We start from the raw sequence: 17076 nt of genomic DNA on the forward strand, positions 1-17076 counted from the left end.
TGTACAAGCACCCGCTTGGGGAAGATCCTTTCCCGCCCGACGTTGAACGCCAGGCACACGCGATCGGCTCGGAAACCGCCAGGTCGAGTGTTCCACAGTAAAGCTCGCAGGTAGTAACAGACGCCTGAGGGAGGGTGGCTCCCTCAGGCGATCAGGTTAGTCAGGAATCAGATTTTTACGTCCGGCGCCGGCTTGTCGCTCGGGTTGGCGATCAGATCTTTAACCTTGTCGCTCATCGGGAAGTTCAGGTTCAGGCCTTTTGGTGGAACCGGGCTTTCGAACCACTTGCTGTAGATCTTGTTGATCTCGCCAGACTTGTACAGGCCGACAATGGCGTCATCCACAGCCTTCTTGAAGGCCGGGTCGTCTTTACGAACCATGCACGCGTAGGCTTCGAAGGACTGCGGCGTACCGGTGATGATCCAGTCGGCCGGCTTCTTGGCCTTGGCTTCTTCACCGGCCAGCAGGGCGTCGTCCATCATGAAGGCAACGGCGCGGCCGCTTTCCAGCATGTTGAAGGATTCGCCGTGGTCTTTGGCGGAGATGATGTTCATGCCCATCTGCTTGTCGGCGTTCATCGCTTTGATGATGCGCTCGGACGTGGTGCCAGCGGTGGTCACGACGTTTTTGCCTTTCAGGTCGGCAAAGTCAGCGTAGGACGGCTTGCCATCCTTGTCTTTCTTGACCAGCAGACGGGTGCCGATTTCGAAGATGTTGACGGTGAAGTCGACTTGCTGGGCGCGTTCGGCGTTGTTGGTGGTGGAGCCGCACTCGATATCCGCGGTGCCGTTCTGGATCAGCGGGATACGGGTTTGCGAGGTCACCAGGTTGTATTTGACCTGCAGGTCTGGCTTGTTCAGGTCTTTTTTCAGGGCTTCAACGATGGCCACTTGAATGTCGTGGGAGTAGCCCACGGGTTTGCCGGAAGCATCCGCGATGTAAGAAAACGGAATGGAGCTGTCGCGGTGAGCGAGCGTGATGGTGCCGGAATCGTTGATTTTCTTCAGGGTGCCGGTGAGTTCGGCGGCGAAAACTGGCGTGCTGATCAGAGCGGCCGCAATGGCTGCGCCCAGGATATGGGGAACGATGCGCATCAAATTTTCCTCGAATTGTTTTTTTTATGGAGCCAGTTCGTCGGCCCTTTTGTGCTTCGAATGCCTGACGGCTCCTGAAGTGTTGGCACGGCAGTCATTCGTCGAGAGAGTGTAGAGCATGAGTCGTGCCAGACCAGTCGACAATAGTTAACTGCTTGATTTTGAAAGTTATTAAAGTTTTGTGTCGGTTATTTTTGGCTGATCTGATCCGGTTTACCGAATCGACCGTAAGGTCGCGTTCGGAAATCCGAACGTAGTTCCTGCGACTTCCCTGTAGGAGTGAGCCTGCTCGCGATCGCGGAGTGTCAGCCAACGCAGATGTTGAATGCCAGACAGCTATCGCGAGCAGGCTCACTCCTACAGGGGGAGGGCGTACGACCTATAAAAAAGCCCCTGAATCGTGAGACTCAGGGGCTTCTTATCAATCGGCCGGTGGATCAGGCCGCTTCAATCTTGCGGTTCTGCTCGACCTTGCCCAGGTACGCCGCCAGCTTCTCTTGCTCGGCCGGGGTAGTGAACAGGCCCAGCTTGCTGCGGCGCCACAGGATGTCGTGGGCGGTGGTTGCCCATTCTTCGCTGCACAGGTAGTCGACCTCACGGGTGTAGAGCCCGCCGCCGAGGTGTTCGCCCATGTCGGCCAGGGTTTCCACACCTTCGAGCATGCGCCAGGTGCGGCTGCCGTAGGTGGTGGACCAGCGGCGGGCGATCTCGGTCGGCACGAAGTCGAACTTGTCACGAATCAGCGCGCTCAAGGCTTGCGGCGTGGTCATGTCTTCGCCGCCGGGCAGGGTGGCGGTGGCCGTCCAGCTTGGACGCATCTGGGTGAAGTACGGCATCAGTTGGGCCATCGCCGACTCGGCGAGTTTGCGGTAGGTGGTCAGCTTGCCGCCGAACACCGACAGCAATGGCGCTTCTTCTGCGCTGCCGGACAGGGCCAGGGTGTAGTCGCGGGTCACGGCCGAAGGGTTGTCGGATTCGTCATTGCACAGTGGGCGCACGCCCGAGTAGCTGTGCTGGATGTCGTCGCGGCTGATCTGCTTCTTGAAGTGGGCATTGACCACTTTGAGCAGGTAATCGGTTTCGCCGTCGGTGATCGCCACTTTGGCCGGGTCGCCGGTGTATTCGCGGTCAGTGGTGCCGATCAGGGTGAAGTGGTTCAGGTACGGAATAGTGAAGACGATGCGCTGATCTTCGTTTTGCAGGATGTGTGCGTGATCACCTTCGTACAGTTTCGGCACGATGATGTGGCTGCCCTGAATCAGGCGGATGCCGTACGGCGATTCCATCTTCAGGTCGTCACGGATGAACTTGGCGACCCACGGGCCGGCGGCGTTCACCAGCGCTTTGGCGGTGATCGAAAACAGGCTGCCGTCGGCGCGTTCCAGGTTCAGGTGCCACAGGCCCTTGGCGCGGCGGGCGCTGACGCAACGGGTCTGGGTGTGCACGTGGGCGCCTTTTTCCCGGGCGGCCATGGCGTTCAGCACCACGAGGCGGGCGTCATCGACCCAGCAGTCGGAGTATTCGAAACCCTTGGTGATTTCACTTTTCAGCGCGCTGTCGGCGCCGAACTTCAGGCTTTTCGAACCCGGGAGTTTTTCGCGTTTGCCGAGGTTGTCGTAGAGGAACAGGCCGGCACGAATCATCCACGCTGGACGCAGGTGCGGGCGGTGCGGCAGCACGAAACGCATCGGTTTGACGATGTGCGGCGCCTTGGCCAGCAGCACTTCGCGCTCGGCCAGTGCTTCACGCACCAGACGGAATTCGTAATGTTCGAGGTAGCGCAGGCCACCGTGGATCAGCTTGCTGCTGGCCGACGAGGTGTGGCTGGCCAGGTCATCCTTTTCGCAAAGGAACACCGAAAGACCGCGACCGGCGGCATCCGCTGCGATCCCCACTCCATTGATCCCGCCGCCAATCACGGCAACATCATAGATCTCGGCGATAGGGGGCGTACGCAAGGTAGATGTGGACATCGGCTGGCCTCGGACTCTTTTGATTTTCTGTCTTGGAAATCGAACATAAATGTTCATTTGCGAAAATGGTAGCCCATAAAGACGCGCACAGCCAGTCACGTTCGATTGAAAAAACTCATCGAAGGGCGGTTAAAAGAAAATTTTCGAACATTAGAGGCGCGCAAGAGCGCTAGAGATGTGCTGTTTGTAAGTACCTCTTCGCGAGCAAGCCCGCTCCCACAGGTATTTGAACCAGCCACAAGATTTGTCAGCCCCTCTCATCCCACTGTGGGAGCGGGCTTGCTCGCGAAGAGGTTCTTGCAAACAGTGAAGTGCAAAAGGGTTAAACGACCTCCAGACGAATCTTGTGCTGGCTTAGCAACTGCGCCAATGCCGGCACTGGCTGTTGATCGGTGACCAGGCAATCGATCAGGCTGATCGGGCCAAGGCGAATCATTGCATTGCGCCCGAACTTGCTGGAGTCCGCCGCCAGGATTACCTGCCGTGCATTGGCGATGATCGCTTGGGAGACGCGCACTTCCTGATAGTCGAAGTCGAGCAGACTGCCGTCTTCGTCGATACCGCTGATGCCCACCAGGGCAAAATCAACCTTGAACTGATTGATGAAGTCCACGCTCGCCTGACCGACCACGCCACCGTCACGGCGTACGTTGCCGCCGGTCAGCAGCACGTCGAAATCATCCTTGGCGCTGAGCATCGAGGCGACGTGCAGGTTGTTGGTGATGATCTTCAGGTGATTGTGGTTGAGCAGGGCGCGGGCAATCGATTCGGTGGTGGTACCGATGTTGATGAACAGCGAGGCGTGATCGGGGATCTGCGCAGCGATGGCTTCACCGATGCGTTGTTTTTCGTCGCGCATCTGGTCGGCGCGCATCGCATAGGCAGTGTTTTCGACGCTGGAATCGTAGGCCGCGCCGCCATGGTAGCGACGCAACAGATTGGCTTCCGCGAGCTGATTGATGTCGCGGCGGATGGTTTGCGGGGTAACAACGAACAGCGTGGCCATTTCCTCGATGCTCACATAGCCGCGTTCGCGGACCAGCTCGAGGATTTGCTGCTGACGGGGAGGCAGATTCATGGGGCTTCCTTTGGGCTGCCGTGCAAAATTTGCCCATGATGACGCAGGAATCCGCTCCCTACCAGTTTCCAGACAACGTGAAAGCTACTGCGCTCGGAAATACTGCGTTAAACACAGGCTCGGACTGCTCATTTACAAACCCGTAAAGTCGAGTGCGACCCCAGCCGGTCCTCGCCTGTTTTTGCCTTGTCTTTCCTTCGCTCGCTACGCTTTCACGCTGTTTGGACCGCTTTATTCAATCCTCAGGTTGGCTTATTCAGCGTCCTCACGCGCCCAGTCACGGGTGCGGCTGACAGCTTTTTTCCAGCCTTTGTACAGCTTCTCTTTTTCGACTTCGTCCAGGCTCGGCTCGAACTCACGCTCGATCACTGCCTTGCCGCGCAGTTCGTCCAGGCTGCCCCAGAAACCGCACGCCAGACCGGCCAGGTAAGCGGCACCGAGTGCCGTGGTTTCGCGCATTTGCGGACGCTCGACCTGGGTGCCGAGGATGTCGGCCTGGAACTGCATGAGGAAGTTGTTGGCCACCGCACCGCCATCCACGCGCAGGGCCTTGAGGCGTTCGCCGGAGTCCTGCTGCATGGCGTCGAGGACGTCACGGGTCTGGTAGGCGATCGACTCCAGTGCGGCGCGGATGATGTGGTCAACGCGTACACCACGGGTCAGGCCGAACAGCGCGCCACGGGCATACGGGTCCCAGTACGGAGCGCCGAGACCGGTGAACGCCGGTACCAGGTACACGCCGTTGCTGTCCTTCACTTTGTTGGCGAAATATTCGGTGTCGTGGGCGTCGTTGATGATCTTCAGTTCATCGCGCAGCCATTGCACGGTGGAACCGCCGTTGAACACTGCGCCTTCCAGCGCATAAGCGACTTCGCCACGCGGGCCGCAAGCGATAGTGGTGAGCATGCCGTGCTGGGATTTCACCGCTTTGTCGCCGGTGTTCATCAACAGGAAGCAGCCGGTGCCGTAGGTATTTTTCGCCTGACCCGGCTCGACGCACATCTGGCCGAACAGGGCCGCTTGCTGGTCACCGGCGATCCCGCCGATGGCGATGCCGCTCTTGGTGCGGCCGTAGATTTCCGAGGAGGCTTTGACTTGCGGAAGCATCTCGCGCGGGATGTCGAGGATTTCCAGCATCTTCGAATCCCATTCCAGCGAATGGATGTTGAAGAGCATGGTGCGCGAGGCGTTGGTGTAGTCGGTGACGTGCACTTTGCCGCCGGTGAATTTCCAGATCAGCCAGCTATCGACGGTGCCGAACAGCAGTTCGCCGTTGCGCGCACGCTCGCGGCTGCCTTCGACGTTGTCGAGGATCCACTTCAGCTTGGTGCCGGAGAAGTACGGGTCGGTGACCAGGCCGGTGTTGTCGCGGATGTATTCTTCGTGGCCATCGCGCTTGAGCTGCTGGCAGATCTCGGTGCTGCGGCGGCACTGCCAGACGATCGCGTTGTACACCGGGCGGCCGGTGGTCTTGTCCCAGATCACGGTGGTTTCACGTTGGTTGGTGATGCCGATGGCGGCCACCTGGTCGTGATGCAGGCCAGCCTGGGCCAGCGCTTCAACCATCACCGCGCTCTGGGTGGCGAAGATTTCCATCGGATCGTGTTCGACCCAACCGGCTTGCGGGTAGTGCTGAGCGAATTCGCGCTGGGCGGTGCAGACCACGTTCGCATCGCGGTCGAAAATGATCGCGCGGGAGCTGGTCGTACCCTGGTCGAGGGCAATGATGTAGTTCTTATTTTGAATGTCGGTCATGTCGATTGCCTTGGACGAAATAAGGGAGAGTGGGCCGTGGCGCGGGCTCGGATTGGCAGGAGCCCGCGCCGACTGTTTCAAGAAGTTCTTGGTTTGCCGTCAATGGCCGGTTCTGCATCCTTTGTAGCAGGTGTGGCGCCGGTCAGGTGACGGGCGATGAGCCCGCGATACCCGGCAGCGCCGAGGCAGGCACCGACAATCGGTGCAAAAATCGGAATCAGGAAGTACGGAATATCGCGGCCGCCAGTGAAGGAAATTTCACCCCAGCCGGCGAAGAAAGTCATCAGTTTCGGACCGAAGTCACGCGCCGGGTTCATCGCAAAACCGGTCAGCGGACCCATCGAGCTGCCGATCACCGCGATCAGCAAACCGATCAGCAGCGGCGCCAGCGGGCCTTTCGGCAGGCCGTTGTTGTCGTCGGTCAGGGACATGATCACGCCCATCAGGATCGCGGTAATGATCACCTCGACCAGGAATGCCTGAGCGGTGGACAGCACTGGATTGGGGAATGTCGAGAACACCGAGGCCAACTCAAGGCTGGCGGCCGAGCCACGCACCATGTGGTGGGTTTGTTCGTAATCGAAGAACAGGTTGCTGTACAGCGTGTAAACCAACAGCGCGCCGCAGAAGGCGCCGGCGATCTGCGACAGAATGTAGAACGGCAGTTTGCGCTTTTCAAAGTCAGCGAAAATGCTCAGGGCGATGCTCACGGCGGGATTCAGGTGTGCGCCGGAGACCCCGGCGGTCAAGTAGATCGCCATGCTCACGCCGACGCCCCAGATGATGCTGATTTCCCACAGGCCGAAGCTGGCACCCGCGACTTTGAGCGCGGCGACACAGCCAGTGCCGAAAAAGATCAGCAGTGCAGTACCCAGAAACTCGGCCATGCATTGGCTCGAAAGCGATGGTTGCTGTAAAGCAGTTGTCATTGAAAACCTCGGTTTTTGTTGTTGTCTGGCGCGTTTGCCGTCTGGGCAGAGCGCGATTTTCCCCGGGGCAGGATCCCCATCCTGTTCCCGGTTTACTGCTGGGTGCTGCGGTGACGATAATTCTTACATTATTCAGATTCGAAAAAATATAGACAAGAAACAAACCTGTCAAAGGTCGAAAGTGAACCATCGGTCACAATTAAACTATCAGTCGGCTGAATGATCCTGCGGATGACCGCGACGATAACCCTGCGCTTTCCCTGCAAAGCCCGGGAATCGGGGCTTGCGGTAGAGCCTTTTACGATGTGATGGCCTAGAATCCGGCACAGGTTTTTTCTGTGGATGCCGAGCCTGGAGCTGCCATGACCCCTGCGTTGGACTTGTTGAAAAAAGTTCGTGCCGAACATCGCGTGCACAGTTACGAACATGACCCGAAGGCCGCGTCCTATGGGCTGGAGGCCGCGGAAAAACTGGCACTGGAGCCGGCGCAGGTGTTCAAGACGCTGTTGGCCGCCAGTGAAAAAGGTGAATTGCTGGTGGCCGTCGTGCCGGTCGTCGGAAGTCTCGACCTCAAGGGCCTGGCGCACGCCGCAGGGGTGAAAAAAGTCGAGATGGCCGACCCGGCCGCTGCGCAGCGTTCCACGGGTTACCTGCTGGGCGGCATCAGCCCGCTGGGGCAGAAAAAACGCCTGCGGACCTTCATCGATAACTCGGCTCAGGGTTTTGCGACTATTTATGTCAGTGCCGGCCGGCGTGGGCTGGAAGTCGAACTGGCGCCTGCGGTGCTGGCCGAACACACCCAGGCCAAATTCGCCGACATCGGTCGTGCGTAACGCTGCTCTCTGTATCAAGAAAATTGACCGGTTCTGTCACTGGCGCTAATCCGGCTCGAGCTGCATGCTCTGCCGACTGACTCAGGGAGAAGGTTATGCAGCTCGAGTTTCATCAGGTCGACGCGTTCAGTGATCGGCCGTTCAGTGGTAATCCGGCGATGGTCTATCGGCTGGATACTTGGCTTGCGGACGACTTGATGCAGAAGATCGCCGCCGAACACAACCTGGCGGAAACTGCTTTCGTGGTGCGCGAAGGCGCGGCGTGGCATATCCGCTGGTTCACCCCGACCACTGAAGTGCCGTTGTGTGGGCATGCGACGCTGGCCAGCGCCTACGTGTTGTTCGAGGTTTATAAGGAAAACACCGAGCGCCTGGACTTCATCTGCAAGTCCGGGCCGTTGAGCGTCAGTCGCGAGGGTGATCGCCTGTGGCTGGACTTCCCGTCGATCGTGCCTTCAGAGATTGGCGTGACGCTGGATGTCGAGCGCGCGTTGGGTGTCGAGGCGGTGGATGTGCTCGGCTCCAACGAGTTGTTCGTGGTGCTGGAGTCGGAGCAGGCAGTGCTCGACTGCACACCGGACATGGTTGCCCTGGCGAAATTGCCTTGGCTCGGTGCGATCGTAACGGCGCGCGGCAACCAGCATGATTTCGTCTCGCGTTATTTCGCCCCGGCGATCGGCATCAATGAAGACCCGGTGACCGGTTCGACGCACTGCAGCCTGATTCCGTACTGGGCCAAGCGTCTGGGCAAATCGAGCCTGACTGCGTGTCAGCGTTCGGCGCGGGGTGGGGAGTTGTTCTGCCGGCTGGAAGGTGAGCGGGTGAAGATTGGCGGCAATGCAACGCTGGTTGCCAGCGGCACCCTGATCCTCGGTTAACGCAAAACCCCTGTAGGAGTGAGCCTGCTCGCGATCGCGGTACATCAGTCAAATTATCTGTGACGGATGTACCGCGATCGCGAGCAGGCTCACTCCTACAGGGGGATGGTGTTGGATCAGAGGGCTGCGCTGTAGCGGCGTACGCCGTTTTCGGCAGCTGGAATTTGCGCAGCAGTGCTGCCGCTGGCCTGGAACAACACCAGATGTTCAGCGGCAACACGAATCCCGACCTCTGCATCCACCTGATGATCAGCATGGCTCGGGAAAATCGATTCCAGCTGCGCGCCGGTCGGCAGTTGCAGGCGATACAGGGTCGAGGCGCCGAGGAAGGTCTTGCCGACAATCCGTGCTTTAAGCGCACTGTCCGGCGCGTAAACGATGTCATCCGGACGCAGCAGTACATCCACCGCACCGCCCACTGGCCAGGTATAGGCCCGGTTGCCGCGCAGTTCGCCGAGTTCGGTCTGCACCGATTCCGGGCTACTGAGCTGGCCGCGAATGAAATAGCCCTGACCGATGAAGCTCGCCACGAACGGTGTCGCCGGCTCGTGGTAGAGGTTGTAAGGCGTGTCCCACTGCTCCAGCCGACCTTCCTTGAATACGCCGACGTGATCGCTCACGGCGAAGGCTTCTTCCTGGTCGTGGGTCACCAGAATCGCGCTGGTGCCACGGGCCTTGAGGATGTCGCGCACTTCGTGGCTGAGCTTGCGCCGCAGCTCGCCGTCGAGGTTGGAAAACGGCTCGTCGAGCAGCAGCAGTTGCGGTTCCGGTGCCAGGGCGCGGGCGAGGGCGACACGCTGTTGCTGGCCGCCGGACAGCTCGTGCGGGAAGCGCTTGCCGAGGTTTTTCAGGTTGACCAGTTCCAGCAGTTCTTCGGTGACGCGTTCCTTGTTCGGGTGCTTGCGGATACCGAAGGCGATGTTGTCCGCGACGCTCAGGTGCGGGAACAGCGCGTAGTCCTGGAACACCATGCCGATCCGGCGTTTCTCCGGGGCCAGGGTGAAACCGGCGCTGGAAATGGTCTCGCCACCCAGCTGGATTTCCCCTTCGTGCACCGGTTCAAAACCGGCGATGGCGCGCAGGGTGGTGGTCTTGCCGCAGCCAGACGAACCGAGCAGGCAGCCGATGTCACCGGCGTTGAGGTGCAGATTGAGGTTCTGCACCACGGGTTGATCTTGATAGCCGCAAGCGAGGTTGCGCAGGTTCAGCAGTAATTCATGGCTCATGCGTGGTGATATGCCGGTTCGACGAGGAACTCGAGCAGGGCCTTCTGTGCGTGGAGACGGTTTTCTGCCTGATCCCAGGCGACGGAGCGCGGGTCATCAAGCAGGTCGAGGCTGATTTCTTCGCCACGGTGGGCAGGCAGGCAATGCATGAACAGCACGTCCTCGGTAGCGAGGTCGAGCAGGGCGCGATTGACCTGGAATGGTGCGAACAGCTTCAGGCGCTTGGCGGTTTCCTCTTCCTGGCCCATTGAGGTCCAGACGTCGGTGCTCACCAGATGCGCGCCGCGCACGGCGTCCTTTGGATCGCGGACGATGGTCACGCGATCGCCGGCCTTGGCCACGAATTCAGGGTTCGGCTCGTAGCCTTCGGGGCAGGCAACGCGCAACTGGAAGTCGAACTGGATCGCCGCTTCTATATAGCTGTTGCACATGTTGTTGCCGTCGCCGATCCAGGCCACCGTCTTGCCCTGGATCGAGCCACGGTGCTCAAGGAAGGTCTGCATGTCGGCCAGCAACTGGCACGGGTGCAGGTCATCGGACAGGCCGTTGATCACTGGCACGCGCGAGTTGGCGGCGAATTCGGTCAGGGTGCTATGGGCAAAGGTACGGATCATCACCGCATCGAGCATGCTCGACATGACGATGGCGCAGTCGCCGATCGGCTCGCCACGGCCCAGCTGGGTGTCGCGCGGCGACAGGAAGATCGCCTGGCCACCGAGCTGGATCATGCCGGCCTCGAAGGAGATCCGGGTACGGGTCGAGGATTTCTCGAAGATCATCCCCAGGACGCGGTTTTTCAGCGGCTCGAACAGTACGCCGCGGTTACGCAGGTCCTTGAGCTCAACGCCTCGACGGATCACGCTGACCAGCTCTTCGGGCGTGCAATCCATCAGGGAGAGAAAGTGCCTTGCGCTCATCATTGACTACCTTTTTGCTACAAACCGCAGATGCTCAAAGCCTTGTTTAAGTGAACAACGGGCGAGACCTGCGGCGTAAGCCGCACGGGGCGACGAAATAGGGGAAGGCGCGATATTGACACTAAATGTCGCGTTTTTCCAATAGGCTACGGTTTTTGCGGGATTCGGAGGGCGAACCGCCGGTGGCGGTCACGCGTTTGAAGCCGGGTTCAGGACAGCAGCGAGCCCCTTTGTACACTGGCCCCGACAGGCTTGGCAATCCGGCGTGGCGGGGAGGGTGTCACTCGGGTCGGTTCAAGACTGTACGGTTGCGGTTTCGCTTGGTCGGATGTTCAGGCTGAAACATTTGCTAAAGCAAAGTGCTGGGTTATAAATAAGTTTCGAGCGACGCAGGAAGCCCCCGCATGGAATCGAAAGAAAAACTGTTAATGGAACTGCTGGGCCACACGGCTCGCTCACTGACTCACCTCACCGCTTCGGTGACTTCGATGTCCTTCGAGTTGCTGCGCAGCGAAGACGAAGTGGTCAAGACCGCCGGCCGCCACATGATCGATCGCATGGCGACCATCAGTGCCGGCCTCGACGAGCATTGGCGGTTGATCGGCGAACTCACTGGCGTGCACGTCGCCCACGAGCAGATCGAAACCATTCAGGAAATCCAGTTGCAGGCGCCGCCGCAGTTGCCGTCCAACTGATCCTGACGGGCTATCGGCTCGCCTGATAGCCGTCGATTCACAAGACGAACGTCGCTGGCATCGCTTGCGCACACGGGCCATAGTTTTGTTCCCGCAGGCATCACCGTTGCCTGCCCAGAACAAGACAGAGACTGGCCATGACCAAGACTCTCCATCACCGTGCCTGCCACCTGTGCGAAGCCATCTGCGGCCTGACCATCGAGACCACTGAAACCGAGGGCAGCGTCGCGATCACCTCGATCAAGGGGGATGCCCTCGATACCTTCAGTCGTGGGCATATCTGTCCCAAGGCCGTGGCACTGCAAGACATCCAGAATGATCCTGACCGCCTGCGCCAGCCGATGCGCCGGGTTGGCAGCGAATGGCTACCGATCGAGTGGGACGAGGCCTTTGCGCTGGTGGCCGAGCGTCTGGCGGCGATTCAGGAACGACACGGACAGAACGCGGTGGCGGTCTATCAGGGCAACCCGAGTGTGCACAACTATGGGCTGATGACCCACAGCAACTACTTTCTCGGCCTGCTGAAAACCCGTAATCGCTTCTCCGCGACCTCGGTCGATCAACTGCCCCATCACCTGAGCAGTTACCTGATGTACGGCCATGGCTTGTTGCTGCCGATCCCGGACATCGATCACACCGATTTCATGCTGATCCTGGGCGGCAACCCGCTGGCCTCCAACGGCAGCATCATGACCGTGCCCGATGTCGAGAAACGCCTGAAAGCGATTCAGGCTCGCGGCGGCAAAGTGGTGGTGGTTGATCCGCGTCGCAGCGAAACGGCTGCCATGGCCGATCAACACCTGTTCGTGCGCCCCGGCGGCGACGCGGCGCTGCTGTTCGGGGTGCTCAATACACTGTTCGGCGAAGGGCTGACGCGTGACAGTCATCTGCCGGTCGAAGGCCTTGATGAGGTGCGCGCGGCGGTGGCGACGTTCACCGCTGAGGCCATGAGTCCGCTGTGCGCCGTGCCGGCCGAGCAGATCCGCCAACTGGCGCGGGATTTCGCCGCCGCGCCGAGTGCGGTGTGTTACGGGCGCATGGGGGTTTCGACCCAGGCATTCGGGACCCTGTGTCACTGGGTGGTTCAATTGATCAATCTGGTCACCGGCAACCTCGACCGGGTCGGCGGCGCGCTTTGCACTGAACCGGCGGTGGACCTGGTGGCATCGACCTCGGGCGGGCATTTCAACAAGTGGCAGAGCCGGGTGTCCGGGCGGCCCGAGTACGGCGGCGAACTGCCGGTGTCGGCGCTGGCCGAAGAGATGCTCACCGAGGGCCAAGGGCAGATTCGCGCGTTGATCACCGTGGCCGGCAACCCGGTGTTGTCGACGCCGAACGGGCGGCAACTGGAGCAGGCGCTGGACGGGCTGGAGTTCATGCTCAGCATTGACCTGTACATCAACGAAACCACGCGTTACGCCGACCTGATCCTGCCGTCGACCTCGGCGCTGGAAAACGATCATTACGACACCACGTTCAACCTGTTCGCGGTGCGCAATGTCACTCGCTTCAATCGGGCGATTCTCGCCAAGCCTGAAGGCGCATTGCATGACTGGGAGATCTTCGTCGGCCTGGCCAAGGCTTTTGCTGAAAAGACCGGCAAGGAACTGAAACCGACGATGCCACCGGCGAAAATGATCGATATGGGCCTGCGCATGGGCCTGTACGGGGATGCCTCCGAGCACAAGTTGTCGCTGGCGACGTTGTTCGATCATCCTCATGGCGTCGATCTTGGGGCGCTGAAACCGAATCTGGCGGCGCGTCTGAAAACGCCGAGTCAGCGAGTGCAGGCCGCTCCGCCAGAGATCCTCGCTGACCTCGCACGCTTCGCGGCCTTGCAGGCGCCCGCCGCCGATGAACTGTTGATGATTGGCCGCCGACATGTGCGCAGCAATAATTCGTGGATGCACAACTATCACCGTCTGGTGAAGGGCAAGCCGCGCCATCAGTTGCTGATGCACCCGGATGACCTTGCCAGTCGCGGGCTCAACGATGGTCAACTGGTGCGCGTCAGTTCGCGGGTCGGGCAGATTGAAGTGGAAGTGCTCGGCAGTCTGGACATGATGAAAGGGGTGGTCAGCCTGCCGCACGGCTGGGGCCATGCGCGCCCGGGTGTGCAAATGGCGATTGCCAGTGGCCAGCCAGGTTCGAGCGCGAACGATCTGACCGATGAATGTCAGCTCGATGAATTGTCGGGCAACGCGGCGCTTAATGGTGTGCCGGTGACGGTGGCGGCGGCCTGAAAGTGACTGTCGGGGAGACCGAGCATGGCGCTCTGGATTCCGTTACAATGCGTCACCGTGCCGACCCATGAGTCGGAAAGTTCAGCCGAGGTGCTCCATGGATATCATCGAAACGATTAAAGAGCAGATTGCCAACAACACCATTCTGCTTTACATGAAAGGCTCGCCGAATGCCCCGCAGTGTGGCTTCTCCGCGAAAGCTGCGCAGGCTGTGATGGCGTGTGGCGAAAAGTTTGCGTACGTGGACATCCTGCAGAACCCGGAAATCCGCGCCAATCTGCCGAAGTACGCCAACTGGCCGACTTTCCCGCAACTGTGGGTCGGCGGTGAGCTGGTCGGCGGTAGCGACATCATGACCGAGATGGCTGCAGACGGTTCGCTGCAAAGCACCATCAAGGCTGCAGTCGAAGCGGCAGCTGCGAACAAGTCCGAAGCCTGATCCCGGATTTGCCAATAAAAAGCCCCGCACCTCGAAAGAGGGCGGGGCTTTTTAGTGTCGCGAGTTTAGCAGGCGCTAACTTACTCTTCGCCCATCTGCGATTGCAGATAGTTCTCAAGACCGACTTTATCGATCAGGCCCAGTTGGGTTTCCAGCCAGTCGATATGTTCTTCTTCGGATTCAAGAATGTCTTCGAGCAGTTCACGGCTGCCGAAATCGCCTACCGATTCGCAATGTGCAATGGCGGCTTTCAGGTCCGCGTGGCCGGTCTTCTCGATTCGCAGGTCGCACTCCAGCATTTCCTTGGTGTGCTCGCCAATGTGCAGCTTGCCCAGATCCTGCACGTTCGGCAGGCCTTCGAGGAACAGGATGCGCTTGATCAGCTTGTCCGCGTGCTTCATCTCGTCGATGGACTCGTGGTACTCGTGCTTGCCCAGCTTGTTCAGGCCCCAATCTTCATACATGCGTGCATGCAGGAAGTACTGATTGATCGCGACCAGCTCATTGGCAAGGATCTTGTTGAGATGCTGGATGACTGTAATGTCGCCTTTCATGATGGGAGTCCTGCCCTGTAATAGCTGTATATAAGGCGGAGTTTGAGCTTGGTATTTATAAGTGTCAAACCTAAGTTATTGAATAATAAATGAAATTAAATCTGAATAAGAATGTTTGTGTTCCGCGTCTAGCGCCTAACCGCTTGATTTGCAGGCATAAAAAAACCGGACATAAGTCCGGTTTTTTGAAATAGGGGGTAATTACGCAGCTGTAAATTCTACAGGATAGGGAATCGCAGCCTGGGCAGTTTGCAGCTTGGTCAGGGTTTCGCGAACCACTTCCTTGGCAAGACAGGCACATTTGCCGCATTGGCTGGCAACGCCGGTGGCCTGGCGGACTTCTTTATAGCTGCAGCAACCTTCATAAATCGCTTCGCGGATCTGTCCGTCGGTGACGCCAGTGCAGAGACAAACATACATAAGTGAGAACCGTCGCTGGTTGAGACTCAATTGCGATGGATCTTAATGTTAACGAGAATGATTGTCAAAGTGCTTTCTGTGCGCTTCAGCTGATTGACAGGCGTGACCGACGAACGGCGATTACTGGCTTTTTGCCTGGCCCCGAAAATGCTGCCCCGTTATCCGCTTTGGGCAAAAACCGTTAAGGACAGGCGAAAAACGCAGTGTATGATAGTCGGCCCTTGCGAAGAGGGTTCGTGTCACAGGGCTGTCGCCTGAGGGTGGCAGGCTGGCCCGGACCCTGAACTTCAAGTTATTCACCAGGAGATATCCATGAGCGTACTCGTAGGCAAACAAGCCCCTGACTTCACCGTCCCGGCCGTACTCGGCAATGGCGAGATCGTTGACAGCTTCACCCTGTCCTCGGCCATCAAAGGCAAATACGGCCTGGTGTTCTTCTACCCACTGGACTTCACCTTCGTCTGCCCGTCCGAGCTGATCGCTCTGGACAACCGCATGGCCGACTTCAAGGCGCGCAACGTGGAAGTGGTCGCGGTGTCGATCGACTCGCACTTCACCCACAACGCCTGGCGCAACACCCCGGTCAACAACGGCGGCATCGGCCAGGTGAAATACACCATGGCTGCCGACATGAAGCACGAAATCGCCAAGGCCTACGACGTTGAGTCCGAAGGCGGCGTGGCTTTCCGTGGCGCGTTCCTGATCGATGACAAGGGCGTTGTCCGCTCGCAGATCATCAACGACCTGCCGCTGGGCCGTAACATGGAAGAGCTGATCCGTCTGGTCGACGCTCTGCAATTCCACGAAGAGCACGGCGAAGTCTGCCCTGCCAACTGGAAGAAAGGCGACAAAGGCATGAACGCTTCGCCAGAAGGCGTTGCGGCTTACCTGACCGAGAACGCTGCTGCCCTGTAAGGCGCAACGTCGCGGTACAAAAAAACCGGCCCAAGTGGCCGGTTTTTTCATGCGCGGGGTTAGAAAACCGCGTTCCGTAGGTGCCGTTTAAGGATGCAGAGGGCTGGATAAAAAAACAGTATTCGATTAAGGTTGTGCTGGAACAAGTAAGGCGCCTCCTGTCAATACAAAATTGACGACTGTTGTTGACTTGGTCAGAATCGCGCCTCATTTTAGATATGGAAAATGCAAAGGACTTGCATGATATACAAGGGGATTCAAATGCCTAGTAGCTTGGATGTTGCGGATTATTTCCTTTGCTTGGAAGGGCAGGATGGTGAGATTTCCAATCTCAAAATCCAAAAACTGGTCTATTACGCTCAGGGATTCAGCCTGGCCCTCCATGGAAAAGCTCTTTTTCCTGAAAAGTTGGAAGCATGGATGCACGGACCGGTGGTGCCGGATTTGTATCGTAAGTTTAGCCAGTTTGGCTCCGGTCCCATTCCTCTACCAAATGACTTCAATCCCGGTGTTTTCACTGCAGAACAACAAAGTCTGCTCAACGAGGTGTTTGATGTTTATGGTCAGTTCTCGGCATGGAAGCTTCGACAGTTGACACATGAAGAGATGCCTTGGCGTAAGCACTTCAAGGAAGGAGAATTTAGTAGAGAAATTCCAACTAGCGACATGCAGGAGTATTTCCGGGATCATTTGGTGAACTGACAAATGGGAAAGTTAAAGCGCAGGGAAAGCGAACCAGCGGGTAAAGTCAAGGCAAGGACAGCACCCGTTGAGATCGATACGTCTGAAGCCAAGCCTCCGGTTTTCTCATTTGAATTTCTGCAGAATGGTTGGTGTATTCAAGATTGCGAGGTCGTCGAGCGGTCAAAAATGCTTGAGCGACTTAGAATCCTTGGGAAAATGCCTTGGAGGGATCTTCGTCAAGAGCATAGACATCGATATGGCTGTGAGACGATCGAAAGAAACAGCCTGAAAGTGGGGATCCCACCATTTTTGACAGATGATGTCAGATTGTTGGTGTTTCGGGCTTTTGAGCGCGTAGCGATGGTGGGATACAAGAACGATCGAATTTTTTATGTTATGTGGATTGATCGAGAATTTAAGCTCTATAAGCATTAAACAAAAAA

17 protein-coding genes are annotated in these 17076 nt (G+C 58.3%); 8 read left to right on the forward strand and 9 right to left on the reverse strand.

The features are described from left to right. Nucleotides 1-167: 167 nt before the first annotated feature. From PseAD21_RS06220 to PseAD21_RS06245, 5 genes are all read right to left on the reverse strand, one after another. Nucleotides 168-1094 (reverse strand): glutamate/aspartate ABC transporter substrate-binding protein, encoded by a 927-nt coding sequence (locus PseAD21_RS06220; RefSeq protein ID WP_102354934.1) that lies wholly within the window; start codon nucleotides 1092-1094, stop codon nucleotides 168-170. Between the two features lie 437 nt (nucleotides 1095-1531). Beyond that, a complete protein-coding gene (glpD, locus tag PseAD21_RS06230) occupies nucleotides 1532-3067 on the reverse strand; it encodes a glycerol-3-phosphate dehydrogenase (RefSeq protein ID WP_102354935.1) in 1536 nt (511 codons plus the stop codon). 322 nt (nucleotides 3068-3389) lie between these two features. Then, nucleotides 3390-4145, reverse strand: a complete 756-nt coding sequence (locus tag PseAD21_RS06235; protein WP_007916700.1) for a DeoR/GlpR family transcriptional regulator — start codon at nucleotides 4143-4145, stop codon at nucleotides 3390-3392. 252 nt (nucleotides 4146-4397) lie between these two features. Next, nucleotides 4398-5900 (reverse strand): glycerol kinase GlpK, encoded by a 1503-nt coding sequence (gene glpK, locus PseAD21_RS06240; RefSeq protein WP_102354936.1) that lies wholly within the window; start codon nucleotides 5898-5900, stop codon nucleotides 4398-4400. A gap of 77 nt (nucleotides 5901-5977) precedes the next feature. Further along, complete coding sequence (locus PseAD21_RS06245) at nucleotides 5978-6829, reverse strand: MIP/aquaporin family protein (RefSeq protein ID WP_102354937.1); 852 nt, start codon at nucleotides 6827-6829, stop codon at nucleotides 5978-5980. A 362-nt stretch (nucleotides 6830-7191) separates the two neighbouring features. On the opposite strand from PseAD21_RS06245, the gene ybaK reads away from it, so the two are divergent. Together ybaK and PseAD21_RS06255 are read left to right on the forward strand one after the other, a co-directional pair. Continuing rightward, complete coding sequence (gene ybaK, locus PseAD21_RS06250; protein ID WP_003227741.1) at nucleotides 7192-7662, forward strand: Cys-tRNA(Pro) deacylase; 471 nt, start codon at nucleotides 7192-7194, stop codon at nucleotides 7660-7662. Between the two features lie 95 nt (nucleotides 7663-7757). Continuing rightward, on the forward strand, nucleotides 7758-8540 hold the full coding sequence (locus PseAD21_RS06255; protein ID WP_102354938.1) for a PhzF family phenazine biosynthesis protein: 783 nt from the start codon (nucleotides 7758-7760) through the stop codon (nucleotides 8538-8540). 116 nt (nucleotides 8541-8656) lie between these two features. Here the strand turns inward: PseAD21_RS06255 and PseAD21_RS06260 are convergent, their stop codons facing one another. Both PseAD21_RS06260 and argF read right to left on the reverse strand, forming a co-directional pair. Continuing rightward, on the reverse strand, nucleotides 8657-9766 hold the full coding sequence (locus tag PseAD21_RS06260; protein WP_102354939.1) for an ABC transporter ATP-binding protein: 1110 nt from the start codon (nucleotides 9764-9766) through the stop codon (nucleotides 8657-8659). Next, entirely contained in the window at nucleotides 9763-10683 is a 921-nt protein-coding gene (gene argF / locus PseAD21_RS06265; RefSeq protein WP_102354940.1) for an ornithine carbamoyltransferase, read from the reverse strand. The genes PseAD21_RS06260 and argF overlap by 4 nt, the downstream gene beginning before the upstream one ends. A 404-nt stretch (nucleotides 10684-11087) precedes the next feature. Here argF and PseAD21_RS06270 point away from each other — a divergent pair, with 404 nt between their 5' ends. The 3 genes from PseAD21_RS06270 to grxD all read left to right on the forward strand — a co-directional run bounded on the left by PseAD21_RS06270 (nucleotide 11088) and on the right by grxD (nucleotide 14060). Then, nucleotides 11088-11378, forward strand: a complete 291-nt coding sequence (locus PseAD21_RS06270) for a hypothetical protein (RefSeq protein ID WP_102354941.1) — start codon at nucleotides 11088-11090, stop codon at nucleotides 11376-11378. A 137-nt stretch (nucleotides 11379-11515) separates the two neighbouring features. Then, entirely contained in the window at nucleotides 11516-13621 is a 2106-nt protein-coding gene (locus tag PseAD21_RS06275) for a molybdopterin oxidoreductase family protein (RefSeq protein ID WP_102354942.1), read from the forward strand. A gap of 97 nt (nucleotides 13622-13718) precedes the next feature. Beyond that, entirely contained in the window at nucleotides 13719-14060 is a 342-nt protein-coding gene (gene grxD, locus PseAD21_RS06280) for a Grx4 family monothiol glutaredoxin (protein WP_016773402.1), read from the forward strand. 80 nt (nucleotides 14061-14140) lie between these two features. Here grxD and bfr read toward each other — a convergent pair whose 3' ends face one another. Together bfr and PseAD21_RS06290 are read right to left on the reverse strand one after the other, a co-directional pair. Further along, nucleotides 14141-14614, reverse strand: a complete 474-nt coding sequence (gene bfr, locus PseAD21_RS06285) for a bacterioferritin (RefSeq protein WP_102354943.1) — start codon at nucleotides 14612-14614, stop codon at nucleotides 14141-14143. Nucleotides 14615-14815: 201 nt separating this feature from the next. Further along, a complete protein-coding gene (locus PseAD21_RS06290) occupies nucleotides 14816-15034 on the reverse strand; it encodes a bacterioferritin-associated ferredoxin (protein WP_003227725.1) in 219 nt (72 codons plus the stop codon). Nucleotides 15035-15346: 312 nt separating this feature from the next. Between PseAD21_RS06290 and PseAD21_RS06295 the strand changes: the two genes are divergently transcribed. From PseAD21_RS06295 to PseAD21_RS06305, 3 genes are all read left to right on the forward strand, one after another. Then, nucleotides 15347-15949: a peroxiredoxin gene (locus PseAD21_RS06295; RefSeq protein WP_007963972.1), complete on the forward strand. Its 603-nt coding sequence runs from the start codon at nucleotides 15347-15349 to the stop codon at nucleotides 15947-15949. Between the two features lie 261 nt (nucleotides 15950-16210). Continuing rightward, entirely contained in the window at nucleotides 16211-16651 is a 441-nt protein-coding gene (locus PseAD21_RS06300; RefSeq protein WP_178082097.1) for a Panacea domain-containing protein, read from the forward strand. Nucleotides 16652-16654: 3 nt separating this feature from the next. Continuing rightward, nucleotides 16655-17068: a hypothetical protein gene (locus PseAD21_RS06305; RefSeq protein ID WP_102354945.1), complete on the forward strand. Its 414-nt coding sequence runs from the start codon at nucleotides 16655-16657 to the stop codon at nucleotides 17066-17068. Nucleotides 17069-17076: the final 8 nt, after the last annotated feature.

The sequence above is a fragment of the Pseudomonas sp. AD21 genome (assembly GCF_002878485.1).
Classification (GTDB): Bacteria; Pseudomonadota; Gammaproteobacteria; order Pseudomonadales; family Pseudomonadaceae; genus Aquipseudomonas.